27 protein-coding genes, 2 tRNA genes and 1 other RNA gene are annotated in these 24,230 nt (G+C 67.5%); 11 read left to right on the top strand and 19 right to left on the bottom strand.

Features of this window, described 5'->3' with window-relative positions:
• Positions 1–128 precede the first annotated feature (128 nt).
• The 6 genes from fabG to C1931_RS04790 form a co-directional block, all read right to left on the bottom strand.
• A complete protein-coding gene (gene fabG, locus C1931_RS04815; RefSeq protein WP_107230029.1) occupies positions 129–872 on the bottom strand; it encodes a 3-oxoacyl-ACP reductase FabG in 744 nt (247 codons plus the stop codon).
• A gap of 81 nt (positions 873–953) precedes the next feature.
• A complete protein-coding gene (fabD, locus tag C1931_RS04810) occupies positions 954–1,898 on the bottom strand; it encodes an ACP S-malonyltransferase (RefSeq protein ID WP_108754738.1) in 945 nt (314 codons plus the stop codon).
• A gap of 166 nt (positions 1,899–2,064) precedes the next feature.
• Positions 2,065–2,847 carry a serine/threonine protein phosphatase gene (locus C1931_RS04805; RefSeq protein WP_108755548.1) on the bottom strand — a complete coding sequence of 261 codons (783 nt, stop codon included), beginning with the start codon at positions 2,845–2,847 and terminating at the stop codon, positions 2,065–2,067.
• Between the two features lie 73 nt (positions 2,848–2,920).
• On the bottom strand, positions 2,921–3,898 hold the full coding sequence (locus C1931_RS04800) for a beta-ketoacyl-ACP synthase III (RefSeq protein ID WP_108748746.1): 978 nt from the start codon (positions 3,896–3,898) through the stop codon (positions 2,921–2,923).
• Positions 3,899–3,989: 91 nt separating this feature from the next.
• Positions 3,990–4,184: a 50S ribosomal protein L32 gene (gene rpmF / locus C1931_RS04795; RefSeq protein ID WP_004154640.1), complete on the bottom strand. Its 195-nt coding sequence runs from the start codon at positions 4,182–4,184 to the stop codon at positions 3,990–3,992.
• A 117-nt stretch (positions 4,185–4,301) separates the two neighbouring features.
• Positions 4,302–4,811 (bottom strand): YceD family protein, encoded by a 510-nt coding sequence (locus tag C1931_RS04790; protein ID WP_108755547.1) that lies wholly within the window; start codon positions 4,809–4,811, stop codon positions 4,302–4,304.
• A 114-nt stretch (positions 4,812–4,925) separates the two neighbouring features.
• Between C1931_RS04790 and C1931_RS04785 the strand changes: the two genes are divergently transcribed.
• Complete coding sequence (locus tag C1931_RS04785; RefSeq protein ID WP_108755546.1) at positions 4,926–5,498, top strand: Maf family nucleotide pyrophosphatase; 573 nt, start codon at positions 4,926–4,928, stop codon at positions 5,496–5,498.
• Positions 5,499–5,630: 132 nt separating this feature from the next.
• Here C1931_RS04785 and C1931_RS04780 read toward each other — a convergent pair whose 3' ends face one another.
• Entirely contained in the window at positions 5,631–7,469 is a 1,839-nt protein-coding gene (locus C1931_RS04780) for a glycosyltransferase family 39 protein (protein ID WP_108755545.1), read from the bottom strand.
• A 44-nt stretch (positions 7,470–7,513) separates the two neighbouring features.
• Between C1931_RS04780 and C1931_RS04775 the strand changes: the two genes are divergently transcribed.
• From C1931_RS04775 to C1931_RS04760, 4 genes are read left to right on the top strand one after another with little or no spacing between them, the layout of a single operon-like run.
• Positions 7,514–8,467 (top strand): MoxR family ATPase, encoded by a 954-nt coding sequence (locus C1931_RS04775; RefSeq protein ID WP_108755544.1) that lies wholly within the window; start codon positions 7,514–7,516, stop codon positions 8,465–8,467.
• On the top strand, positions 8,464–9,414 hold the full coding sequence (locus C1931_RS04770; protein WP_199912404.1) for a DUF58 domain-containing protein: 951 nt from the start codon (positions 8,464–8,466) through the stop codon (positions 9,412–9,414). The genes C1931_RS04775 and C1931_RS04770 overlap by 4 nt, the downstream gene beginning before the upstream one ends.
• The gene (locus C1931_RS04765) at positions 9,407–11,356 is read left to right on the top strand and encodes a DUF3488 and transglutaminase-like domain-containing protein (RefSeq protein WP_108755543.1); all 1,950 of its coding nucleotides are present in this window, start codon (positions 9,407–9,409) and stop codon (positions 11,354–11,356) included. Before C1931_RS04770 ends, C1931_RS04765 begins: the two co-directional genes overlap by 8 nt.
• A complete protein-coding gene (locus tag C1931_RS04760) occupies positions 11,353–11,877 on the top strand; it encodes a Slp family lipoprotein (RefSeq protein ID WP_108748740.1) in 525 nt (174 codons plus the stop codon). The genes C1931_RS04765 and C1931_RS04760 overlap by 4 nt, the downstream gene beginning before the upstream one ends.
• 74 nt (positions 11,878–11,951) lie before the next feature.
• Here the strand turns inward: C1931_RS04760 and C1931_RS04755 are convergent, their stop codons facing one another.
• The 4 genes from C1931_RS04755 to dnaX form a co-directional block, all read right to left on the bottom strand.
• On the bottom strand, positions 11,952–12,311 hold the full coding sequence (locus C1931_RS04755; protein WP_108748739.1) for a histidine triad nucleotide-binding protein: 360 nt from the start codon (positions 12,309–12,311) through the stop codon (positions 11,952–11,954).
• A gap of 66 nt (positions 12,312–12,377) precedes the next feature.
• Positions 12,378–12,977 (bottom strand): recombination mediator RecR, encoded by a 600-nt coding sequence (gene recR, locus C1931_RS04750; RefSeq protein ID WP_108755542.1) that lies wholly within the window; start codon positions 12,975–12,977, stop codon positions 12,378–12,380.
• A 139-nt stretch (positions 12,978–13,116) separates the two neighbouring features.
• Positions 13,117–13,437: a YbaB/EbfC family nucleoid-associated protein gene (locus tag C1931_RS04745; protein ID WP_019659509.1), complete on the bottom strand. Its 321-nt coding sequence runs from the start codon at positions 13,435–13,437 to the stop codon at positions 13,117–13,119.
• A gap of 6 nt (positions 13,438–13,443) precedes the next feature.
• The gene (gene dnaX / locus C1931_RS04740) at positions 13,444–15,480 is read right to left on the bottom strand and encodes a DNA polymerase III subunit gamma/tau (RefSeq protein WP_199913907.1); all 2,037 of its coding nucleotides are present in this window, start codon (positions 15,478–15,480) and stop codon (positions 13,444–13,446) included.
• A gap of 141 nt (positions 15,481–15,621) precedes the next feature.
• Here dnaX and C1931_RS04735 point away from each other — a divergent pair.
• The 3 genes from C1931_RS04735 (at position 15,622) to C1931_RS04725 (ending at position 17,725) form a co-directional block, all read left to right on the top strand.
• Positions 15,622–15,714, top strand: a tRNA-Ser gene (locus tag C1931_RS04735).
• A gap of 605 nt (positions 15,715–16,319) precedes the next feature.
• The gene (locus tag C1931_RS04730) at positions 16,320–16,661 is read left to right on the top strand and encodes a hypothetical protein (RefSeq protein WP_159093555.1); all 342 of its coding nucleotides are present in this window, start codon (positions 16,320–16,322) and stop codon (positions 16,659–16,661) included.
• Positions 16,658–17,725, top strand: a complete 1,068-nt coding sequence (locus C1931_RS04725; RefSeq protein WP_108755540.1) for an OmpA family protein — start codon at positions 16,658–16,660, stop codon at positions 17,723–17,725. Before C1931_RS04730 ends, C1931_RS04725 begins: the two co-directional genes overlap by 4 nt.
• A gap of 38 nt (positions 17,726–17,763) precedes the next feature.
• Here C1931_RS04725 and C1931_RS04720 read toward each other — a convergent pair whose 3' ends face one another.
• Positions 17,764–18,570: an isocitrate lyase/phosphoenolpyruvate mutase family protein gene (locus tag C1931_RS04720; RefSeq protein WP_108755539.1), complete on the bottom strand. Its 807-nt coding sequence runs from the start codon at positions 18,568–18,570 to the stop codon at positions 17,764–17,766.
• A 144-nt stretch (positions 18,571–18,714) separates the two neighbouring features.
• Between C1931_RS04720 and C1931_RS04715 the strand changes: the two genes are divergently transcribed.
• A complete protein-coding gene (locus C1931_RS04715; protein ID WP_108755538.1) occupies positions 18,715–19,161 on the top strand; it encodes a hypothetical protein in 447 nt (148 codons plus the stop codon).
• Positions 19,162–19,188: 27 nt separating this feature from the next.
• On the opposite strand, the gene C1931_RS04710 is transcribed toward C1931_RS04715, so the two are convergent.
• Both C1931_RS04710 and C1931_RS04705 read right to left on the bottom strand, forming a co-directional pair.
• Positions 19,189–19,599 carry a DUF3592 domain-containing protein gene (locus C1931_RS04710; RefSeq protein ID WP_108755537.1) on the bottom strand — a complete coding sequence of 137 codons (411 nt, stop codon included), beginning with the start codon at positions 19,597–19,599 and terminating at the stop codon, positions 19,189–19,191.
• A gap of 67 nt (positions 19,600–19,666) precedes the next feature.
• On the bottom strand, positions 19,667–19,984 hold the full coding sequence (locus tag C1931_RS04705; protein ID WP_108752329.1) for a multidrug efflux SMR transporter: 318 nt from the start codon (positions 19,982–19,984) through the stop codon (positions 19,667–19,669).
• 300 nt (positions 19,985–20,284) lie between these two features.
• Between C1931_RS04705 and ffs the strand changes: the two genes are divergently transcribed.
• Positions 20,285–20,381: signal recognition particle sRNA small type (gene ffs / locus C1931_RS04700), an RNA gene on the top strand.
• Positions 20,382–20,501: 120 nt separating this feature from the next.
• Here ffs and C1931_RS04695 read toward each other — a convergent pair.
• From C1931_RS04695 to C1931_RS04685, 3 genes are read right to left on the bottom strand one after another with little or no spacing between them, the layout of a single operon-like run.
• On the bottom strand, positions 20,502–20,891 hold the full coding sequence (locus tag C1931_RS04695) for a nuclear transport factor 2 family protein (RefSeq protein ID WP_108755536.1): 390 nt from the start codon (positions 20,889–20,891) through the stop codon (positions 20,502–20,504).
• The gene (locus tag C1931_RS04690; RefSeq protein WP_108755535.1) at positions 20,888–21,655 is read right to left on the bottom strand and encodes an MBL fold metallo-hydrolase; all 768 of its coding nucleotides are present in this window, start codon (positions 21,653–21,655) and stop codon (positions 20,888–20,890) included. Before C1931_RS04690 ends, C1931_RS04695 begins: the two co-directional genes overlap by 4 nt.
• A complete protein-coding gene (locus C1931_RS04685) occupies positions 21,655–22,404 on the bottom strand; it encodes a 3-deoxy-D-manno-octulosonic acid kinase (protein ID WP_108748728.1) in 750 nt (249 codons plus the stop codon). Before C1931_RS04685 ends, C1931_RS04690 begins: the two co-directional genes overlap by 1 nt.
• A 20-nt stretch (positions 22,405–22,424) precedes the next feature.
• Between C1931_RS04685 and C1931_RS04680 the strand changes: the two genes are divergently transcribed.
• Entirely contained in the window at positions 22,425–23,471 is a 1,047-nt protein-coding gene (locus tag C1931_RS04680; protein WP_108755534.1) for a glycosyltransferase family 9 protein, read from the top strand.
• A gap of 46 nt (positions 23,472–23,517) precedes the next feature.
• Here C1931_RS04680 and C1931_RS04675 read toward each other — a convergent pair whose 3' ends face one another.
• Complete coding sequence (locus C1931_RS04675) at positions 23,518–23,922, bottom strand: DUF6165 family protein (protein ID WP_108755533.1); 405 nt, start codon at positions 23,920–23,922, stop codon at positions 23,518–23,520.
• A 207-nt stretch (positions 23,923–24,129) separates the two neighbouring features.
• Positions 24,130–24,220: transfer RNA gene (locus tag C1931_RS04670), tRNA-Ser, on the bottom strand.
• Between the last annotated feature and the right edge of the window lie 10 nt (positions 24,221–24,230).

Here is a 24,230-nt window from a genome sequence, read left to right as displayed (position 1 = left end):
TGGTTCAAAAATGGTCGCCATCAAAGGCGATGGCCGTGGGATAGTGTAGTGGAAACCGGCGCGACCTTGCATTGCAGCAAAAATCCTCGCAGATCAACCACTTGCGGCGCAATCCCTGCGCCCCTTGCTTACGGCATGTACATGCCGCCGTTCACATGGAGGGTTTCGCCGGTGATGTAGCCGGCCGCCGGACTGGCCAGGAAGGCCACCGCATGGGCGATGTCTTCCGGCGAACCCAGGCGTTCGAGGGCGATGTCGTTGATCAGGGCGGTGCGTGCTTCTTCCGGCAGCGCCTTGGTCATGTCGGTGTCGATGAAGCCCGGCGCGACCACGTTCACGGTGACGCCGCGCGAGCCGATTTCCTTGGCCAGCGACTTGCTGAAACCGATGATGCCGGCCTTGGCGGCGGCATAGTTGGCCTGGCCGGCATTGCCGGTCACGCCCACCACCGACGCGATGTTGATGATGCGGCCCTTGCGCGCCTTCATCATGCCGCGCATGACGGCCTTGCTGGTGCGGAACACGCTGGTCAGGTTGGTGTCGATGATCGACGCCCAGTCCTCGTCCTTCATGCGCATCAGCAGGTTGTCGCGGGTGATGCCGGCGTTGTTGACCAGGATCGAGATCGCGCCGAATTCCTTGGCGATGCCGTCCAGCACGCTGTCCAGCGCGGCCGCATCGGTCACGTTCAGGGCGCGGCCGTGGCCACCGTGGGCGGCCAGGCGCTCACCGATCGCGGCGGCGCCGGATTCGGTGGTGGCGGTGCCGATGACGGTGGCGCCCTGGGCGGCCAGCAGATCGGCGATGGCGGCACCAATGCCACGGCTGGCGCCGGTGACCAGTGCGATTTCACCCTGCAGGGGCTTGCTCATGATGTTTTCCTCAGGCTGGGGCGGCCGCCGCACCCGTGCCGCTTGCAGCGGCCACCGGCACGGTCGGCAGGAACAGGGGGATCAGGCCGACCACGTCTCGCGGGCGGTTTCGAAATCGCCCGGGGTGGCCAGCGAGCGACCATCGAGGGTCTTGTCGATGCGCTTGACCAGGCCGGTCAGCACCTTGCCCGGGCCGCACTCGGCGATCTGGGTGATGCCACGGGCGGCCAGGGCCTGTACGCAGCCGGTCCACTGCACCGGCTGGTACAGCTGCTGCACCAGCGCGGTACGGATGGCATCGACGCCGTCATGCACCTTGGCATCGACGTTCTGCACCACCGGCAGCTGCGGCGCCTGCCAGGACAGACCGGCCATCACTTCGGCCAGGCGGTTGGCGGCTTCGCGCATCAGCGGGGTGTGCGAGGGCACGCTGACGGCCAGCTTGACCGCCTTGCGCACGCCCTTTTCGGCCAACAGCGCCAGCGCGCGGTCCACCGCATCGGCGTCGCCACCGATCACGATCTGGCCCGGCGAATTGAAGTTGGCCGGCACCACTACCTGGCTGCCCGCGGCTTCGGCGCAGACGTCCAGCACCAGCTGGTCTTCGGCGCCCAGCACGGCGGCCATGGCGCCCACGCCGGCCGGCGCGGCTTCCTGCATCAGCTGGCCACGCAGGCGCACCAGGTGGGCGCCATCGTGCAGGCTCAGCGCGCCGGCAGCGACCAGTGCGGTGTACTCGCCCAGGCTGTGGCCGGCCAGCACCGACGGACGCGGACCACCCACGGCATTCCAGGCGCGCCATGCGCCGATGCTCGCGGCCAGCAGCGCCGGCTGGGTGTATTCGGTACGGTTGAGCATTTCCTCCGGGCCGCCCTGGGACAGCGCCCACAGGTCGACACCGGCACCATCGGATGCTTCGGTGAAGGCTTCACGCACCTGCGGGTGCAGCTCGGCCAGTTCGGCCAGCATGCCCACGGACTGCGAGCCCTGACCGGGGAAGACAAAAGCGAGGGTGGATACGGTCACGCGGTCATCCGCTTGTTGCAATCGAAGCGGGCCATGATAAGGGTGAATTCCCCGTGTCGTCTGTACGTGCGCGTATGCACGGCGTATGGAGTGCGCCCCACCACGGGTCCGCCGGGCATGGCCCGGCGCTACCGGTAGCGCCGGACCATGCCCGGCGGGGAGCGGATCAGCAGAACAGCTGCAGGATGTCCAGCTCGCCGTCGGCGAAGAAGTCCATGCACAGCCCCACCACCATGATCAGGCCCAGCGTGGTGGCACCATGGGTGATGAAGATCGAATGCGCCAACGCGCGCGCCGAGCGCCCCATCTTCATGCAGACCCGGGCCAGGCCCTGCAGGCGCCCGCTGACCGAATGCACGTGGGCGCGCACCGGCCCCTGCACGCTGTTCATGGCCTCGGCCATCATCGCCTGCAGGCGTTCGGGGCGGTCGCCGTAGTACTTGGCCACGCCATAGCCGAACATCAGCCAGTCGCGGGCCTGCGCCTCGGCCAGGTCCATCACTTCCAGCGGGTCTTCTTCGAAATCGATGAAGCCCACCTTCTGCCCGTCCCAGGTGAGGTTGCGCGGCAGCGGCTGGCCGAAATAGGCCCCGCGCGCATGTGCTTCGGCCAGTGCCTGCATGGCGGCGGCCACCAGGCGGTCGCGACCGGCCGCCTCGGCCTCGCGCAGGCAGGTATTGAAGGAGCTGCCGTTGTCGCCGATCACCAGCGCGGCGTGGCCGCTGCCGATCACTTCGGGCACGTTGATGCCCTGCGCATGCAGTTCGCCCAGGCGGCGTGCTTCGGTTTCGCGGGCGGCATCACCACCACGGTGCGGCGGCGGACGCAGCGCGTCCAGCTGGAAACGATGGGCGACGAAGTTCAGCAGGCCCAGGGCCAGTGCGCGGCTTCCCTTGCCGTACTGCTTCAGCCAGGCACGCTGCCCTTCAATCACGATGGGCTCAACCATGACGGTTCTCCTAAACGCGTTACGGCCCCAGAGGGGCCGTAACGACAGATTCACGTTGTCGTAACTGACGCTATCAATAGCGCAGCAGAGCCGAACCCCACGTGAAGCCGCCACCGAAGGCTTCCAGCAGCAGCAGCTGGCCGCGCTCGACCTTGCCCGAACGCACGGCGGCGTCCAGCGCCAGCGGCACCGAGGCCGAGGAGGTGTTGCCGTGGCGATCGACGGTGACCACCACCTGGTCCATCGACATGTCCAGGCGCTTGGCCGTGGCTTCGATGATGCGCAGGTTGGCCTGGTGCGGAATCAGCCAATCCAGGTCGGACTTGTCCAGGCCATTGGCCTCCAGGGTTTCGTCCACGACCGAGTCCAGCGCCTTCACGGCGTACTTGAACACGTCGTTGCCCTTCATGTTGATGGTGCCGCCGCCGTTGGCGCCGCCCTTGAAACCGACCGACACGCCCACCGGGTTCCACAGCAGCTCTTTCTTGCTGCCGTCCGAATGCAGGTGGGTGCTGAGGATGCCGGTCTCTTCGTCGGCCTTGAGCACGACCGCGCCGGCCCCATCGCCGAACAGCACGCAGGTGGTGCGGTCTTCCCAGTCAACGATGCGGGTCAGGGTTTCGGTACCAATCACCAGCACGTGGCGGGCATCACCGGAACGGATGAATTTGTCGGCCACGCTGAGCGCGAACACGAAGCCCGAGCAGGCGGCGTTCACGTCGAAAGCGGGGCAACCCGATGCACCGAGCTTGGCCTGGATCAGGCACGCGGTGGACGGGAAAATAAGGTCAGGCGTGGTGGTACCCACCACGATCATGTCGAGCTGACTGGCATCGATGCCGGCCGCTTCGAGCGCACGCAGCGCGGCCTGGTAGCCGAGATCGCTGGTGGTTTCGCCTTCGGCAGCAATGTGCCGTTCGCGGATACCGGTGCGCGTCTGGATCCACTCGTCCGAGGTTTCGACCATTTTTTCCAGGTCGGCGTTGGTCAGGACTTTTTCCGGCAAATAGCTACCGGTGCCCGCGATCCTCGAGTAGATCCGCTTGCTCATCATGTTTCCTGTTGCGCGGGCCGCCGATCACCGGCACACCCGGGAAGAAAGGCGAAGGCCGCTGCCCGCAGGCAGCGGCCTTCCCGGCACATCAATCTTCTTCGACGGCCGAGGTCTTGGTCTGGATGACCTTCTTGCCGCGGTAGAAACCGTCAGCAGTGATGTGGTGACGCAGGTGCACTTCGCCGGTGGTCGGGTCGGTCGACAGCTGCTTGGCGCTCAGGGCGTCATGCGCACGGCGCATACCGCGGCGGGACGGGGTGACACGGGATTTCTGGACAGCCATGGGATTGCTCCAAACTCGGTTCGTTTTTGCTTCGTCGTATCGTCGCGCAGGACGCCAGCGCCCAGCACACTTTCGCTTTCGCCGCAGCCGCCGACGACAATCCGGCTGCTAATGCTTCTATTCTTTCTTCAGGGCCGCCAACGCCGCAAACGGGTTGGCTTTCTTCGTTTCTTCTTCGCTTGGTGCCCAGTCCTGGTCGACGGCTTCACCGTCGGGTGACAACGGCACCACCGGCACCGCCAGCACCAACTCGTCCTCGACCAGGTCCAGCGGCCGCAGCTGGCCATCTTCCGGCACCAGCAACGCTTCGTACTCTTCCGGCAGGGACGATTCCTCGTCCTCGTCGCGGATCAGGCCAAGCCTCTGGGTCATCTTCACCGGCAACAGGAATCGCTGCATGCTGCGCTGACAGGTCAGCGGCAACGCGGTATCGATGGTCAGTTCCACATAGGATACCCGCAAGACCTCGTCGCGACCGAATTCAAGCGAGTAACTGCACTCACCGTCGGTATCGGCGACCAAGCCCTGCAGGCGGGTCAATTCAGCCAAAGAAACCTGGCCGTCGAAGCGCCTGCGCGCTACAACCATCCGCCAAGCATCCAGCGTTTCGGGCACGTTCGCGGACATAAGCCGCTGAATACTAAGGATCAGCCCGCCCGCTGTCAAATACCCTGCCGGGCGGGGCTTGCTGCGGGCCTTCACGCCGGGCCAGACTGCCCCGCCCTGCCCCGGAATTATCGCATGTCCGCCCTGCTGCTGGCCTCCACCTCCCGCTACCGCCGCGACCTGCTGCAACGGCTGGGCCTGCCCTTCGACTGCGCACGCCCGGACGTGGACGAGACCCCGCGCGCCGGCGAGGCACCGGCGGCGCTGGCGGTGCGCCTGGCCGCCGCCAAGGCCGCCGAGGTGGCCGCGCGCCACCCCGGCGCCTGGGTGATCGGTTCGGACCAGGTGGCCGACCTGGACGGCCTGCCGCTGGGCAAGCCGGGCACGGTGGACGCCGCCTGCGCGCAGTTGGCCGCCATGTCCGGCAAGACCGTGCGCTTCCATACCGCCATCAGTCTCACTCGTGATGGAGACGAGCTGGCCGCCGTGGATGTGACCGCGGTCCGCTTCCGGGTTCTCAAGCAGGACGAGATCGCCCGCTACGTGGCAGCCGAACAGCCGCTGGACTGCGCCGGCAGCTTCAAGTGCGAAGGATTGGGCATCAGCCTGTTCGAGGCCATCGACAACCGCGACCCCACCGCGCTGGTCGGCCTGCCCCTGATCGCCCTGTGCGGGCTGCTGCGGAAGGCCGGCTTCGCCGTGCCGTGACCCCGCATTGGTAGAGTCGAGCTTGCTCGACTGAATGTACCGCGCAGTCGAGCAAGCTCGACTCTACGTACAAGGGAGTCGAGCAAGCTCGACTCTACGCACCCGACGGTCGAGCACGCTCGACATTGCGCGTTACGGGGCAACCTCGAACGGTTGCTCCTGCCACGGCTCCACGCTGCCGTCGCGGCCATGCAGGCGCAGGCCCAGCCAATGCCGGCCCGGCGCCAGCGCGCGCGTATCCACGCTGATATCGAAGCCTACGTGCGGGTGGCTGGGATCGGTGGTGCCCGGCCAGGCGGCGCGGATGTCGAATTCACGACCATAACGGGCATCGCCCAGCGATTGGCCATCCAGCAGCACTTCCACCCGCGACAGGCCGACACCGTCCTTGAAGGCCCAGCCCTTCACCGCAAGCGTGCCGGAAACGACATCACCATTGGACGGCGCATCCAGCCAGGCCATCGCCGGGGTCACGCACGGCGCGTCCACGCGCTGCGCCGGCAGGCGGAACAACAGGAAGCGCTGGAAGCCGTGATCGCTGCTGACCACCCGTGGCGGCGGCAACGGCCCCACCTGTTCGCACACCGCGTGGTAACGCTGCAGCAGGTCGCGGTAGCGCTGGTCGCTGGGCGACAGCACCAGCAGCATCGGCTGCTGCCGCGTGCCATCGTGCAGCAACTGCCACTGTGCCAGCTGCGCACTGCGCCCATGCTTGTCGTTGAGCGGATGCGGCAGCACCTCGATATCACCATCGCCAAGCTGGAACCCCAGCTCGGCGCCGACCTTGAAGTTGCCGGCCAGCACCCGGGTGCCTTCCGGCATCTGTGCCAGCTCTTCGCGCACGGCCGCTGCCAGCGGCTGCCAGCCCGCGAAATTGCGCGGGTAGTACTTGTTGCCCGCCAGCTGTTCGCGCAGGCCCGGCGAGGACGCCATCAGGTAATAGGAGAACGCCAGCACCAAGCCTGCGCCCGCCAGCCACCAGCCGGTGCGGCGCAGGCCGCGCGGCCAACCGTTGAGCACCACCGGCACCGCCACCAGCAGGGCCAGATAGCCCGGCAGCGGCCAGTGGAAACTGATGCGCTCCACATCGGTGAAGAAGCCGAGCACGAAGATGCCCAGCGTGGATACGCCGCCCACCAGGCCGAAGTAGCGCCACTGCACGCGCGCACCGCCACCGCTGCGGGTACCGGCCAGGGCCACCTTCCACATGGCAATGCACAGGATGGGCGTGACCAGCATCGGCTGGATCACCAGGAACCATAGCCCGCGCCACTCGAATGCCCACGGATGGCGCTCCACCACCTGGAACTTCAGCCCAGCATCGTGGTTGTCGGCATTCCAGGCCAGCAGCGGCAGCCAGGCCAGCACGCCCACCGCCAGCGCCACCCACACACGCGGGTCGGCCAGCATCCGCCGCCCTTGCGGCAGCGCCAGCAGGGCAATGAAGCCCACGCCGATGACACCGATGAAGCGGTAGTGGCTGAGTGCGCCGATCAGCAGGCCCAGGCCCAGCTTCACCGCCGAAGAGGCATCGACATTGCGCAGCAGGCGCGCACCGGCGTCCAGGCACAGCACCGCCGCCAGCGCCATCGGCACATCGGGCACGGCCAGCAGGCCCAGCGTGGCCGACAACGGCATCAACAAGGTCAGGCTGCCGGCCTGCCAACCGGCCACCGCGCCGAACCAGCGGGTGGCCACGCGCGAAACCAGCAACGGCAGCAACGCGCCGATGGCCAGGAACGGCAGGCGCAGCGCCAGCACATGATGGCCACCGATTTCCACGCCCAGCCGCGCCAGCCACGCGGTCAGGCCGGGCAGATCGGAATAGGCGGCCGCAAGGTGCTGGCCCTCCTGCCAATAGAACGCCTCATCGACGAACAGGGGCAGCCGTGCGGCCACGACCAGCTTGGCCGCTGTGACGAGCGTCCATAACCAGACAAATATCGTGCGTGCGCGCTGTTCGCCCTGCATTGCTCTATGGATAGAATCGATGGGTTCCCGAACGTGAGACGATCATGACAGCTTCGTCCCCCATGCCCAGCATGCTAACCGATCAACTGCGACAGTCCCTGCGCAATGCGCAGGACCAGGTCAACGCGCTGGTGCTGGGCAAGGTGCAGGAGGTGCGCCTGGCCTTCGTTGCCCTGCTTTCCGGCGGCCATCTGCTGATCGAGGATCTGCCCGGCCTGGGCAAGACCACGCTGGCGCACGCATTGGCCAGCAGCCTGGGGCTGGGCTTCCAGCGCGTACAGTTCACCTCCGACCTGCTGCCCGCCGATGTGCTGGGCGTGTCGGTTTACGACGCCGGCAGCCGCCAGTTCCAGTTCCATCCCGGCCCGGTGTTCACCCATGTGCTGCTGGCCGATGAGATCAACCGCGCGCCGCCGCGCACGCAGAGCGCCCTGCTGGAAGCCATGGCCGAACAGCAGGTCACGCTGGACGGGCAGACGCATATCCTGCCGGACCCGTTCTTCGTGATCGCTACGCAGAACCCGGTGGATCTGTCGGGCACGTTCCCGCTGCCCGATTCGCAGCTGGACCGCTTCCTGCTGCGCCTGGCCATGGGGTATCCCAGCCCGCAGGCCGAGCGCGAGCTGCTGCGCGGCACCGACCGCCGCGACCTGATTGCGCGCGCGGTGCCGCAGCTGGATGACAACCAGGTGCGGCAATTGCGCGAAGCGGTCGGCCAGATCCATGTGAGCGATGCGCTGGTGGATTACGTGCAGGCGCTGCTGACCCGCAGCCGCCAGCATGCAGGCGTGCGCGTGGGCCTGTCACCGCGCGCCGGCCTGGCCCTGCTGCGCGCGGCCAAGGCGCATGCCTTGCTGCTGGGCCGCGGCCATGTGGTGCCCGAAGACGTGCAGACCCTGTTCGTCGCGGTCGCCGGCCACCGCCTGGTGGGCGAAGCCGAATCCAGCGCCGGTCCGGCCCTGGCACGGGCGATCCTGCAGACGGTGGCGGTCGATTGAACGTCTCCTCGCGCTGGGCACGGCTGCAGTTGCTGGCGCGCCCACGCACGCCGGAGGCATTGCCGCAGCGGCTGGACCGCCGCCGCATCTACGTGCTGCCCACGCGTTTCGGCCTGTTCGTGGCTACCCTGCTGGCGGCCATGCTGCTGGGCGCACTGAACTACAACAACAACCCGGCCCTGCTGCTGGCCCTGCTGCTGGCAGCGGCCGCGGTAGCCAGCGCGATTGCCGCGCACCTGCAGCTGTCCGGCGTGCAGGTCGATGCGATCGCCGCCGAGCCGGTCGCAGCCGGGCAGCCACTGCGGCTGCGCATCGATCTTTCCGTGCGCGACCCGCGTGCGCGCCACGGGCTGCACCTGCAACTGGGCGACAGGCAGGCCTGGACCGACCTGCCAGCGCAGGGCCGCGGCGAAGTGGAACTGGATGTACCCACGCAGCGCCGCGGCTGGCTGGACCTGCCACGCGTGCGCCTGTCCAGCACCCAGCCGCTGGGCCTGGTGCGGGCCTGGTCGTGGGTCTGGCCCGAACAACCGCTGCTGGTCTACCCCCACGCCGAAGCACAGGGCCCGGCCCTGCCCGAGCGCGGCAGCGACCCGCTGCACACCCGTGCCCATGCCAGCGGCGAGGAGCTGCACCAGCTGCGCCCGTACCGCGCCGGCGACCCACCGCGCAGCATCGCCTGGAAACATTCAGCGCGACGCGACAGCCTGCTGGTACGCGAATACGAAAAGCCGGTCGGCATCGAGGTGATGCTGGACTGGCGCGCCCTGGCACCAATGGCCGGCGAAGCGCGCATTGCGCGGCTGGCGCGCTGGGTCGACCTGGCCGAACGCGAAGGCCGCCGCTATACCCTGCTGCTGCCCGGCCAGCCCGCGCTCGGCCCCGGCCAGGGCGCCAGCCACCACCATCTGTGCCTGCGCGCACTGGCCCTGTTGCCGCATGACTGACACCGCGCCCTTGATCGATCGCAACGCGCGCTACTGGACGCTGGCCAGTGCGGCGCTGGCCCTGCTGCCGCTGCTGCTGCAGTTGCCCACGCTGTTGGCCGCGCTGTTTGCCGGCGCCGCCGTGCTGACCGCCCTGCTGTCGCAGCGGCGCGTGCTGCCGATGCCGGTGCGCGTGCTGCTGGTGCTGGCCATGCTGGGCGCCATCGTCTGGCAGATGGGCGCCATGCGCCCCGGCCGCGACACCGGCTGCGCGCTGCTGGCGGCGATGCTGGCGATCAAGTCCAGCGAGCTGCGCAGCCTGCGTGATGCGCGCAGCCTGATCGGCTTCGCCCTGTTCGCACCGTTTGCCGCCTTCCTGCTCGACCAGGGGCCGCTGACCACCGCGCTGGCAGCACTGGCCGGCATCACCGGCCTGCTGGCGCTGCAGCGCCTGGCCCAGGGCGAAGGCCATAGCGCGCCGGTGCCGCTGCGCGGGCAGCTGCACGGCGTTGGCCGACTGCTGCTGATCGGCCTGCCGCTGGCGCTGGCCTGCTTCTGGCTGTTCCCCCGCCTGGCCACGCCGTTGTGGGGCATTCCCGATCGCGCCGTCGGCACGCCGGGGCTGTCCGACACGATGGAGCCGGACCAGTGGCTGGACCTGATGGCCGACGATACGCCCGCCCTGCGCGTGCAGTTCTTCGGTGCAGCGCCAGCGGCGGAACAGCGCTACTGGCGCGGCCCGGTGATGACCCGTTTTGATGGCCACGTGTGGCGGCGCGATCCCGCCGCACAGTTCCGCACCCCGGCGGTCGTGGAACAGACAGGATCTGGCTGGGATTACCAGATCGATTACGAGCCCACCGACCGCCGCCAACTGGTGGCGCTGGACCTGCCGCGCAGCGCACCGGCCGGCGCCCGCCTGGATGCGGACATGAGCCTGTCCAGCGACCGGCGCCTGAGCGCACTGACCCGCTGGCGCCTGCAATCGGCACCAGCACGCCGCTTCGATGCCACGCTGTCGGCCGAACAGCGCCGTGCGGCATTGCAGTTGCCGGCAGGCTTCAACCCGCGCACCGCTACGCTGGCCCGGCAGTGGCGCCAGGAAGCGGGCAATGACGATGCCGCCGTGGTGCGCCGGGCGCTGGCCTGGATCACCACTGACTTCTCCTACACGCTGGAAACCCCGGTGGCCGGGCGCGATCCGGTCGATGCTTTCCTGTTCGATTACAAGGCCGGCTTCTGCCAGCACTTCAGTTCTTCCTTCGTGGTGCTGATGCGCAACGCCGGCATTCCCGCGCGGGTGGTGACCGGCTTCGCTGGCGGTACCCGCAACCGCATCGGTAACTACTGGGTGGTGCGCCGCATGGACGCCCACGCCTGGGCCGAAGTGTGGCTGCCGCAGCAAGGCTGGGTGCGGGTGGACCCGACCGCCGCGGTGGCACCGGAACGGATCCTGGACACGCTGGATGACCGCCTGCAGGCCGGCGCCGATACCGGCCTGCAACAGCGCTGGCTGCAGATCGGCCAGGTGGGCGATTGGCTGCGCCGCGGCTGGAACGATCTGGTGCTGTCCTTCGACGCACGCCGCCAGCAGCAGATGCTGCAGCCGCTGGGGCTGGACGATCTGGGGCCAGGACAGCTGCTGGCTGGGTTCGTGACGGCCGCGTTGCTGGCACTGGCCTGGATGGCCTGGCTGCTGGCACGTGGCGAGCGCGAGCGCGATCCCCTGCTGCGCGCCTGGCACCACCTGGGCCGGCGCTACGCGCGGCGCGGCCTGGGCCGCGAACCGCACGAGCCCCCCATGGTGTGGGCAGGCCGCGTGCATGCCCAGCAACCTGACCCTGCCCTGCTGGCACTCAGCCAGCGTTTCGCTGACGCGCGTTACGCTGGCACTCGCACCGACCTCGCCGCATTATTGCGGGACCTGCGCAGGCATCGCCCGTCTTCCGGAGCTTCCCAATGAAAACCAAGTTCCTTCTTACTGCCGTGGCCACGCTGGCCCTGTCGGCCTGCGCAACGGCACCCAAGCCGCTGCAGGGACAGTTCAGCCTGGTGTCCCCGCGCGATTCGGTCGCCACCCAGCAGGTCGGCACGCCGGTCCGTTGGGGCGGGCGCATCATTGAAACCCTGCCCGGCCAGGGCGAGACCTGCTTCCAGATGATCTCACGCCCGCTCAATGGCAGTGGCCGCCCGAACACCACCTCGTCCGACGCCAGCGATGGCCGCTTCATTGCTTGCCGCGCCGGCTTCTACGACCCGGCCGTGTTCGAAGCCGGCCGCGATGTGACCTTCATCGGCAAGATCGACGGCTATTCCAATACGCGCATCGGTGATTACGACTACCGCCTGCCGAAGCTGGCCGCCGATGTGATCTACCTGTGGCCGGAACAGCGCCAGGTGGATGTGGTGCCCTACCCGTACGGTCCGTATGGCCCCTGGGGCCCGGGCCCATACTGGGGCTACGGCCGCTGGGGCTGGTGGTAAGTACAGAAAGGCCGCCCCAGGGCGGCCTTTTTTTACGCGCGCCATCACCCTGGCCACGCGTGGATGCGGTGGCCTCAACGCCCCGGCGTACCGAAATGCCCCAGCGGCGCGCCGGCCAGCAGATGCATGTGGATATGGAACACGGTCTGCCCGGCATGCTCGCGGCAGTTCATCACGATGCGGTAGCCGTCCTCGGCCAAACCCTCGCTGCGCGCGTAGGCCGCGGCTGCCAGCGCCAGCTTGCCGATCAGGTGCGCCTGCGACGGCTGCAGGTCATCCAGCGTGGGAATGATCTCGTTCTTCGGAATGAACAGCACGTGCACCGGCGCCTGCGGTGCGATGTCCTTGAAGCCCAGCACCTCGTCGTCTTCGTAGACGATGGTGGCCGGGATCTCGCGGCGGATGATCTTGCTGAAGAGGGTTTCGCTGCTCATGGTCGGCCTCGGCGGGATATGCCCCGCATTGTAGGCCGGCGACAGCAGGCGTTGCCCGGCCGCGCGTCAGTCGCGGAATTCGCTGCGGGTGCCGAAGGCGTGCGACAGCGTGCCGCGATCGACATATTCCAGTTCGCCCCCCAACGGCAGGCCCTGGGCCAGGCGGCTGGGCCGGACCTGGCGGGCGCGCGCCAACTGCGCCAGGTAGTGCGCGGTCGCTTCGCCTTCCACGGTGGCACTGGTGGCGATGATCAGTTCCTGCACCTCGCCCTGGGCCAGGCGCTGCTCCAGCTGTTCCAGGCCCAGCTCGCGCGGGCCCACGCCATCAAGCGGTGACAAGCGCCCCTGCAGCACGAAGTAGACGCCGCGGAAGCCGGTGGCGTTTTCAATGGCCAGGCGGTCGGCCGGCGATTCCACCACGCACAACTGGCTGCGCTCGCGGCTGCCGTTGGCGCAGGTGGGGCACACCTCGCTCTCGCTGAAATCACGGCACTGCGCGCAATGGCCGATGCGCTCCACCGCCAACGCCAGGGTTTCGGCCAGGCGCTGGCCGCCCTCGCGCTCGCGTTCCAGCAGGTGGTAGGCCATGCGCTGGGCCGTCTTCTGGCCCACGCCCGGCAGCACCCGCAGCGCATCGATCAATTGTTCAAGCAGAGGTGCGGGCACGGCGGCAGGCTTTGTAGAGTCGAGCTTGCTCGACTGAAGGGTTCAGTAGAGTCGAGCCATGCTCGACTGATTCACGCATGCCGTCGAGCAAGCTCGACGCTACGGAAGGACCAGTCGAGCACGCTCGACGCTACGGGTATCAGAACGGCAGCTTCATGCCCGGCGGCAGCTGCATGCCGGCCGTGGCCGAGCCCATCTTCGACTTCGATTCGGCGTCGATCTTGTTGGACGCGTCGTTGAAGGCAGCCGCGATCAGGTCTTCCAGCATTTCCGGATCGCTGGTCAGCGACGGGTCGATGCGCACCTTGCGGCATTCCTTCGCACCGGTAAGGGTGACGCTGACCATGCCGCCACCGGCGCTGCCGGTCACTTCGATCCTGGCGATTTCTTCCTGGGCCTTCTGCAGGTTTTCCTGCATCTTCTGGGCCTGCTGCATCAGTTGGGCGATGTTCCCGCGCATGTCGTCTTACTCGTCAAAAGTACGGATGGAATCGGAAACGACCCGGGCGCCGTGCTGCTGGATCAGCAGCTGGACTTCCGGATCGTCCATGAAGGTGGCCTCGGCGGCCTGCTGGCGCTCGCCACGCTGGCGGTCGGCACGCTGGTGCAGGGTCTCGGCCGGTACGTGTTCGGTTTCCACGGTCTCGACCACGATCCGCAGCGCCTGCCCCAGGGCCTTTTCCAGCACCTCGCCCAGCGCCGCCAGCGCGCGCTCGGAGCGCAGGTATTCAAATCCGGGCGAAAGCCCCAGTTTCAAGGTGCCCTGCTGGCAACTGATGAAGGCGGCGTTGGCGGCCAACTGGCGCGACGGGCCGTTCAGGCCGCTGCCGGCCACCAGATCCAGCCAGTCCTCGGCACTGGCCAGTTCGCTCACCGCTTCCTGCGGGCCACGGTCGGCGGCCGCCGGTGCGGGCGCAATGGCAATGCCTTCCGGCTGGAACGAGCGCTCTTCGGCAACCTCGGCGGGCTGTGCCGGTGCCGGCGGTTCGTGCCAGGGGGCGACCATGGCCGCCTCCGGGGTGGCATGCACGCCGGCCAGCGACGCATCACGGGCGTGGGCGGCCTCGGCCTCCTCGGTGGCCCACGGCGGCAGATCGTCGCTCGCTTCGGCCGGCGGCGCAGCAACCTCGGCCCTCACCGGTGTGGGGGTTTCAGGTTCTTCTACCGGCACCGGTTCAGGTTCCGGGGTGGGTTCCGGTTCCGGTTCCGGTTCAGGCTCCGGTTCGCGCGGCGGCGGCTCGGGCTGCGGCGACGGGGTATGCGCTGCGGCGCTCACCTGCTCTGACGCCGCCGGGGCCTGGGCCGAGGCAGCGGCAGCCGGAGCGGCCTCCTGGCTGCCACCGGCACCACCGCCGTTGGGCGCGTTGCCGCCCGGGGCAGCACCTGCGGCCGGGTCGACCGCACGCGGGACCGGCGGCACCGCGGCCGCCGGGCGGAAGGCCAGCATGCGCAGCACGGCCATTTCGAAGCCTGCGCGCGGGCTCGGCGCCAGCGGCAGGTCGCGGCGGCCATTGAGCGCCATCTGGTACCACAGCTGCACCACTTCCGGGCGCAGACGGGCAGCAAAGGCAGCCACGTCCAGACCTTCGGCGGCGGCAGCCGCACCCGGTACCAGCTGCTGCACCTGGATACGGTGCAGGCCCTCGGCCAGCGCTTCCAGCACGCCGCTCCAGTCGGGCGAGAACTCGGCCAGCGCCGCCACTACCTGCAGCAGGCGCGCGCCCTCGCCGTCGGCCAGGGCATCCAGCATGGCCGCCACCTGGGTGCGGTCCACGGTGCCCAGCATGGTGCGCACCACGTCGTCGCGCAGGGCACCACCGGCATAGGCAATGGCCTGGTCGAGCAGCGACAGGCCGTCACGCAGGCTGCCATCGGCGGCCTTGGACAGCTGCACGATTGCGCTGGGGTCGGACTCGATCTCCTCGGCGGCCAGGATGCGGGTCATCTGGCCCTGGATCTGGTCCTCGTCCAGCCGCTTCAGGTTGAACTGCAGGCAGCGGCTGAGCACGGTGACCGGCAGCTTCTGCGGGTCGGTGGTGGCCAGCAGGAACTTCACATGCTCCGGCGGCTCTTCCAGCGTTTTCAGCAGCGCGTTGAACGCCGCCTTGGACAGCATGTGCACTTCGTCGATCAGGTAGACCTTGTACTTGCCGCGCGAGGGCATGTACTGGGCGTTCTCGATCACCTCGCGCACGTCATCCACGCCGGTGTTGGACGCGGCGTCGATTTCCAGCAGGTCGATGTAGCGGCCGGCGTCGATGTCCAGGCAGGCTGCGCACTGGCCACAGGGGTCGGCGCTGGTGCCCTGCTCGCAGTTCAGCGACTTGGCGAAGATACGCGCGATGGTGGTCTTGCCCACGCCGCGGGTACCGGTGAACAGGAACGCATGGTGGACCCGGCCACTGTCCAGCGCATTGCTGAGCGCACGGACCACGTGTTCCTGGCCCACCAGCTCGGCAAAACGCTTCGGACGCCACTTGCGGGCAAGCACGAGATAGGACATCAGGCCACCGTCTTCCATCGGATGTTCCATTGTGCCATGCCTGTCCAGCCCCCTCCCCCTGAAACACGGTGCTTGTGTCCGGGCGCGGCGCCCGCTAGAATCTGCGCCCCTGCTGAGGCGTTTGCCGATGGCAGGGAATCCGGAGAGGTGTCCGAGTGGTTGAAGGAGCACGCCTGGAAAGTGTGTAAGCGTCTAAACCGCGCTTCGGGGGTTCGAATCCCCCTCTCTCCGCCAGACAAACGCAGAAGGGCCGCCCACAGGGTGGCCCTTCTGCGTTTGTCTGGCGGACGGGATGGCGGGTGAGAAGCCCCGCGGGGGTTCGACGGTTCTGCAGGAGCAGAACCGGACAGCCGCAGGCTGGTCCCGATGTGCAACGCGCATCGGGATCGGGTGCAGGGATGCACCCGACAATCCCCCTCTCTCCGCCAGATAAATGAAAAAGGCTGCCCAGAGGGCAGCCTTTTTCATTTATCTGGCGCGGGAAGCGAAGTGCGCTGCGCGCGCTTCGCCCCATGCGTTGCTACGCAACGAATGGGCCCCTCCCTTTGCCTGCCTCTCCCCGCCCCTGTCGGGGCAGCCCCTCAACAGAGGGGCTTGCTCGCCCAGACAGATCCGTAGGTCCACGCCATGCGTGGAGCAGACGTCCTTGGCACTACTCTCAAGGGCCGCCGGGTTGGCCAGGCGCAGCCCCTTGCGGCTGTTCGTCATCCTTACGCTGTTCACCTTGGGGCCGCCCACAGGGCCGCCCGATGCAGCGCCATCCTGCCTGGCATTGCCTGTTGCTATGCTCGCAGCACAGGGATTGATGCCCGCTACCGGGCCCGATGAGGACCATCAACATGCGCTATTCCATGACGAAGCTAGTGATCACCACTGCCTTGCTGATCGGCAGCGTTCCCGTACTCGCACAGGACGGCGCTGCGGCACGATACGGAGCGGTGGGAGGCACGCATACGGGCAATGCGCTGGCGTGCGGCGCAACAGCCGAACAGACCGCAACGCTGCGCGCACGGCACAAGGCCCAGGTGAAAACCATCTTTGGCACAGAGACAGACTTCGACCAGGCCTATGACGCTGCCGAAGCACGGGAGCGGGAAAAAATCACCGCTGCCTGGAAGAAAGGCCAGTACAAACCGACCGGCGACGTCTGCAACGAACTGATGAGGCAGGTGCGCTCATGAACCTGACGTTCGGATCGAACCTGTCCGCAGTACGTGTGAGCCTGTTGGCCGCAAGCCTGATACTGACATTGGGCGCCTGCAAGGGCTCCGCCGAAACGCCTGCAGAAGGCGTCGCCTCACCGGCCGCCCAGACCAGCACCAGCGCCAGCGCCAGCGCGGAATCCTCCGCGCAGTCTGCGGCGACTGCGGATGAAAATCAGAAGGCCCGCCCGTTCGCCGTCGCCGACCTGCCGGTATCCCAGGCGCCGCTGGGCAGCTTCCCCTACGTCGGGCTGCCGCAGGGCTACGCCCGTCAGGATGTGGTGGACAGTCCATTTGATCGCGTGCCGTTCTGGACCGGTGATCACGTGGAGTGGATCGAAGGCAAGGTCCATTCGTCGGTCCTGCAGAGCAACAGCGACCGCCCTTATTCGCAACTTGAGCTCAGTCGCAATGTGCAGAGCCTGGTAGAGACACTCGGTGGCAAACGCATTTTCTCCGGCACCCTTCCCGCCGATGCATCGGGTAACATCGGCAGCAGCAAGGCCGGGGTCCAGTATGTCGGCGGCATCGGCGATATCTACAATGAGCCGGCAGAAACCTACGTCATCCATCGTGATGATCGGGATATCTGGATTCACCTGGGCTCCAGCGGAAATTCCGGCGCACTGCTCGTCGCGGAAACGAAACCGGTACAGATAACGGCCAAGGTCATTGAAGCCGACACCCTGAAACAGGCGCTGGAAAGCAGTGGGAAAGTATCCATCCAGGTGAACTTCGCCACCGACGCCGCCGAGATCCTGCCGGACTCGGAGCCGCAGATCCAGCAGGTCACCCAGCTGCTGAAAGCCGATCAGGATCTCCAGCTTTCGGTGGAGGGACACACCGACGACAGCGGTAGTGCTGCGCACAACCAGACACTCTCGCAGGCGCGCGCAGAGTCGGTGCGCAATCGCCTTGTCGGCGCCGGAATCGCAGCCGATCGACTGGCGGCCAAGGGCCTGGGCCAGAGCCAACCGCTTGCGGAAAATTCAACCGAGGACGGACGTCGTACGAATCGACGCGTGGAGCTGGTCAAGCGCTGAGATCGCATGACATGGGTGGGGCGGAAGCCCCACCCTTGTCAGCCCACCCCACCAGCCACCGCAAAGCGCCGATCCACCTCGCCGTATGACGCTCCATCCGCATCCACCAGCACCCCACTCTGCAGCAGCGTGCGCGTTGCCGCTGCCGTAGCCGCCAAGGCCTGCAGGAACAGCGCCGGCCCGGCGCTCAAGCGGCGTACGCCGGCCTGGCGCAAGTGGTCGGCCGGCGCCATGCCGGGCAACGCCATCAGGTTCAGTGGCAGCGCCACCTGTGCAGCGACGTCCGCAACCTCGGCCAGCGCCTGCAATCCAGGAACAAATCCCCCATCCGCACCGGCCTGCGCACAGGCCTGCAGGCGCTGCACGCTCAGCGCCACGGCCTGTGCGCCCTCGGCGAAGCCGCGCAGATACACATCGGTCCGCGCGTTGATGAACAACGGACGTCCCGCCAGCGCGCAGCGCACCGCCGCGATCTTAGCCGCCAATAATTCGCCGCTGCCCTCGCCATCCTCGATGTTGATGCCCACCACGCCCAGATCAGCCAAGCGCAGCACGCGCGCGCTCACCTGCTGCGGATCGTCGCTGTAGCCGTTTTCGATATCCACGGTTAGCGGCAGCGTCGTCACCCGCAGGATCTGCCGCACGCGCTCAAGCAGCGCGTCCTCCGGCAGCACGCACGCATCGGCGTGGCCGCAGGACCACGCCATGGCCGCACTGGAAGTGCCCAGTGCCTGCGCACCGCAATCCTCGGCCAGACGCGCGCTGCTTGCGTCCCACACAGTGGGCAGCACCAACAGGTCAGCGCTGCGGTGCAGGCTTTCAAAACGATGATGGCGATCGATCATGGGAACTCCGTGTCTGCGAAGTGCGCAGTCTGCGGGCACGCGCGGCCGGCTGCTCGCCATGTTCGGACACCAATACCTGCGGCGATCACTTGAGTCGCCCCGGGCAGACGCGGTTCAATGCCGCTCCCCTGCAAGGACGCCACCATGAGCCAATGCCCCGAACGGATCGCCATCGACCCGGATGACCATTACGCCGACTGCATCGGCCGCACGGAAGATGGACGGCAGTTCATCCTGACCACACCGTTCGAACCGGCCACGCGCCGCCAGCCTGGCTGCGAATACATCGCGCTGTACCTGTTCGACGCCGACGGCGCCCTGCTGGATGCGCAGATCGATTCGCTGGGCCCGCGCGACCAGGTGGATGCACAACAGCACCGCGCGATCCGTCAGGCGCGCCTGCACGCCCTGGGTGCCATCGAGCATCGGCGCGTGCAGGTTGCACCGTTCGCGGTGGAGCAGTTCGGCACGACCTTCGGCTTGGTCGCACGCGCACCGGAGGACGAGGACGATCTGTGGGCAGTGGAAATGCAGCCCGGCAACTACATGGCGTTCTTCGAACCCTGGGACAGCGGCGTGTATGACACCTGAGCTGCGCGCCGCCACGCACAACCCACTCTAACGACGCGGCAGCACCCGCCCCAACCCGGCGAACACGAACACCGCACCGATCAGGCCAATCAGTACGGTCACGCCCCACAACGCAGCGGGCGTGTCCACCACCGGATCACGCGCCGGCGCCTCGGGCAGGTACAGCACGCGCACCGGCTGTCCCGGCGCATAGCCGAAGATCAGCCCGTTCTGGGCGTACGACACGCGCTGCCCTGCCGGCGTCTGGAACACCACCTGCGGGTGCGAGCCGCCGGCATTGAGATGGTCCACCCAGCCCTGGACCGGCTGTGCCCGGTCCAGGAACTGCAGGCGATCGGCCAGGGTCCAGCCGGCAATGGCCAGCATTGCCATGCCCATCAGGGTAAACAACAGCCCTTTGGCCACGCGGTCAGCGCGGGGTGTGCTTGCAGAGGTCATCGCGGCGTTGCGTCCTTGCGTCGGCCCGCGGCACAGGCACGGTTGGGCCGCAAAGTGTAGCGACCTGTCAGCTGCTGGACAGCTTCATCAGCACCAGCCCGCTGACGATCAGCACCGCCGCGCCGATGCGCATCGCACTGAGCTGCTCGCCCAGGAACACGATGCCCACCACGAACGCACCCACCGCGCCGATGCCGGTCCAGATGGTGTAAGCGGTGCCCAGCGGCAGGTTGCGCATGGCCAGGGCCAGCAGCCAGAAGCTGGCGATCATGCCGACCACGGTGATGATGGACGGAACGGGCTTGCTGAAGCCCTCGGATTGCTTCATCGCAACGGCCCAGACGATTTCCAGCAGGCCAGCGAACAACAATTGGATCCAGGCCATGACGGCCCTCCTTTTGGCAGGGCCAGGCCGTCCTGGTCATTCATTCCCGATGTGGGGGAGGCCGTTCCTCCTGTCGGGCATTCTAGCAACGCGGCTGCGCCGGGGCCGCTGCAGGTGGTGCCGGGTTACAGCCGATTCAGTGCGCGGCGCTGGCACAAGCGGCCGCGCCTGCGCTAGAATGCGCGCCTGCCATCGGCCCAGTCGATGTGCAGTCCGGCTGTGGTCTTCGGCGCGCTGCGCGCCGCTTCCCCTGTTCCGTGAACCGGCCGCCCTTGGGCGGCCAACGTCTCTATGGTGGCCCCGTCGGCCCCTCGCGACGCTAGGTCGAAAATCCCGCCAGGGCCGGAAGGCAGCAACGGTATCGATCGACGCGGGCGCCGAGGTCAGCCGGCGGGGCCACCGCCTTTTCAGGCCGCGCCTCGTTCCCCGTAGATACCAAGCTTGGCTTGCGCCCTTCGCCCCTCGCCTTGGTAGCTACCAACCTTGGTTGGCGCCCTTCGCCGGGCATGGCCCGGCGCTACCCCGCCTCCGGCGTGCCCTGATGGAACACCACCCTCCATCCCTGCGCATGCCGGCGCCACAGCGAACTGCGCAGCACCCAGCGCTGCGGCTGGCCATCCACGTGGTAGCGGCTGCGGTAACGCACCTGGGCCAGCTCGGGCGTCAGCAGCGCAACCGCGTACTGCTCCGATTCGATCTGCACCTGCGCCCGTTCCAGCGGAATCTCGGCCAGCGCTGCCGCACGGCCGTAGCTCTGGCCTGAACTGCCGATCTCGCTGAAATCCTCATCCAGCAGTTCCGCCAGCCGCGCGCGGTCACCGCGCACGTGCGGGGTGTGCAGCGCGCGTTCCAGTTGTTCCAGTTCGGCCGCCAGCGCCACGTCGGCAGGTTGGCCGCAGATGTTCACGGCGGGTCCTGCGCCAGCACGTTCGGCGCGGTGGGCGCTGCCAGTGCCACGCACTGCCCGGGCTGGGCCACGCGATGCCCGCGCGCCGCCAGGGCCTGACCATCGGCCGCGCTGGCGTAGTGATAGAGCATCATCCGCGCCTGCAGTTCGGCGCTGTACTCACGTTCCAGATCGTCCACGCCGGTGTGCGACGGGTTGCCGTGCAAGCCGCAGTCGTGGGCGATCAGTTCGTTGTCGTTGGCAAAGCGCGCCAGCATTTCCGGAATCGGCCGGGTATCGCCACTCCACACCAGCGCCCCCTGCAGGCGCAGGCCATAGGCGGTTTCCGGCCAGTGGTGGCGTACGGGGAAGACTTCCAGGCGCACGCCTTCATGCCAGAACGCATCGCCCACCACGATCAGCTGGAAGGCATCCCAGAAATTGGCGCCGCCTTCGGCCAGCACGTTCGGGTAATCACCGATGCGCTTGTGCAGCAGCGGCACCACCGTGGCCGGCACGTACAGGCGCACCTTGCCGCGCCGCTGCGCACTGAAGAAGGTATCCACGAACAGGCGCTCGAAGCCGGCCACGTGGTCCAGGTGTACATGGGTGACGAACAGCGCCTGCGGCAGGTGCCCGTAGTGCGCCTTGAACGCGGTCAGCCCTTCGCCGCCACAATCGATGGTCAGCCACGGACGGCCATCGCATTCGATCACCGACATGGGCGAACCCAGCTCGACCGCCGACGCATTGCCGACGCCGAGGAAACGCAACGACCAGTCCATCAGGTGCCCCGGTTCCAGGCCATGTCGTAGGCACGACGCAGCCGCGCGTAATCCTTCTGCACGTCTTCCACGCTGCGCTCGCCGCGCAGCTTCAGCAGCGAACGCAGCAGGCGCTTCAAGTTGCGCTCGCGCCAGGCGGTGGCAGGAATACGGATGACCCCACGGTCGAAATCGATCAGCCAGCCATGGCCGTTGCCATCGAACAGGATGTTGTGTGCGTTGAGGTCGGCATGGTCCAGCCCGGCGCGGTGGAAGCGCGCGATCAGACGGCCGGCCTCTTCCCAGGGGGCACCGCGGCCGGCCACCAGTGCGCGGTCGGCCAGCGAGCGCACGCCCTCGATGCGCTCCATCAGGATGGCCGCGCGGTAGCGCAGGCCCTCGCGCATGTAGAAGGCGGCGATCGGCCGGGGCACCGGCAGCTTCTGCGCTCGCAGCGCGCGCATCAGCCGGAATTCGGCAAAGCTGCGGGTCCGGTCCGAGCCGCGCCAGATGTACTGGTCGTGGCTGAGCTTGGCTGCCAGGCCGCCGCGCAGGTAGTGGCGCAGCACCCCGGGACCGAAGGAGGCATCGACGAACCAGGCGCTGCCGCGGCCGCCTTCGCCCACCGGCCGGGCCTTGTTTCCCCAGTACTGGGGCGAGAACAGACCCGCCTCGGCTTGCCGCAGCCGCTCGCGGTCGAACAGAATGGCCCCGATGCCGCGACCCTCGCGGCATGGCGTCAGCGCTTCATTGGCGTCAAATGCGACCATTCCTTTGAGTCTAACAACACATGGCATCAGCGTCCTCATCCTTGTGCCTCCTTCGCCTGTCTGCCCTGGGCGATGTCACCCATGTCGTGCCGCTGGTGCGTACCCTGCAGGCTGCGCGCCCGGATATGCCGATCCACTGGATCATCGACAAGGTCGGCCACAAGCTGCTGGACGGCCTGCCCGGCGTGGTCTTCCATGCCTATGACAAGAAGACCGGCATGGCCGGGGTGAAGGCACTGCGCCATCAGCTGCCCCCCGGGCGCTTCGAGGCACTGCTGCAGATGCAGGTAGCCTTCCGCGCGAACCTGCTGTCGGCCTTCATTCCGGCCGAGCGCCGCATCGGCTACGACCGCAGCCGCTCCAAGGATCTGCACGGGCTGTTCATCAACGAACGCATTCCCGACCGCCCCGGCATCCATGTGCTGGATGCCATCGGCAGCTTCTGCGAGCCGCTGGGCCTGCGCCAGGACACGGTCAGCTGGGACCTGGCCGTACCGCCGGCCGCCTTTGAGTGGGCCGCGGCGCAATGGGAGGACGATGGCCGCCCGGTGCTGATGATCTCGCCGTGTTCCAGCCACGTGCGCCGCAACTGGTACGCCGACCGCTACGCCGCCGTGGCCACGCATGCCCAGGCCCGTGGCTGGCGCGTGGTGCTGTGCGGCGGCCGCAGTGAACTGGAACGCAGCATGGCCGATGCCATCCAGGCCCAGCTGGAGACCCCGGCACTGGATCTGGTGGGCAGGGACACGCTGAAGCAGTTGCCGGCGCTGCTGGCCCGCGCCGACCTGGTGATGACCCCCGATTCGGGGCCGATGCACATCGCCAACGCCATGGGCAGCAAGGTGCTGGGCCTGCATGCGGCCAGCAACCCGCACCGCAGCGGCCCGTATTCGGACCGCCGCTATTGCGTGGACCGCTACGACGATGCCGCGCGCAAGTACCTGGGCAAGCAGGCGGTCGACCTGAAGTGGGGCACCAAGATCGAGTTCGACGATGTGATGGAACTGATCACGGTCGAGGACGGCATTGCCGCCTTCGAGCGCTACGTGGCCGACCATCGGGCTTGATCGACGGGCCGGGGGGACCATCCACGCATGGCGTGGATCTACGGGATTACGCGCGGGGCGCGTAATCCTGGTACGACTTCTCTTCCACGTACACCGAGCCCAGCGCCAGGTTGATCGCCTTCTTGATGCGCGCGCGCTCGTCATTGCGCAGGTAGACACTGCGCGCCAGGTCGATGAAGCCCTGGTCGAAGGACTGCGCCTTTTCCTTCAGGCGGATATCGTCCTCGATGTCCCACAGCTGCTCGTTCACCGCCTTCAGCTCGGCACGCAGCTTGGCGATGTCCTTCACCGCGGCCGGATGGCCCATCCAGGTGGCATCCAGCGCCGACAGCTCGCGGCGCACATTGGCCAGCTTGCCTTCGTCGCTGATCCGCTCGGACTTGATCTGCAGGATCGAGATCTTGTCCAGCAGCTCGCCGAAGGACACAGGCACAAGGATTTCAGCGGTCATGGCATCGCTCCAGCAGGTAATGGCACATGGTAACCCGCAACGATCACGCTGTTCCCGCGTGTCAGCAACCCGATGTCGCATCGGGTGGAATAAGCCCCTCTGTTGAGGGGCTGCCCCGGCAGGGGCGAAGCGCGTGCAGCGCACTTCGCATCCCGCGCCAGATCAAAAAAAACGGGCCGCCCTAAGGCAGCCCGTTTTTTCTTAATCTGGCGGAGAGGGGGGGATTCGAACCCCCGAGGCGCTATAAACGCCTGCCTGATTTCGAGTCAGGTACATTCAACCGCTCTGCCACCTCTCCAGATGGTCCC

Source organism: Stenotrophomonas sp. YAU14A_MKIMI4_1, assembly GCF_003086855.1.
In the GTDB taxonomy this organism is placed as follows: Bacteria; Pseudomonadota; Gammaproteobacteria; order Xanthomonadales; family Xanthomonadaceae; genus Stenotrophomonas.
Note: the sequence above shows the minus strand (reverse complement) of the source record. Positions and strands in the feature narration are given on the sequence as shown.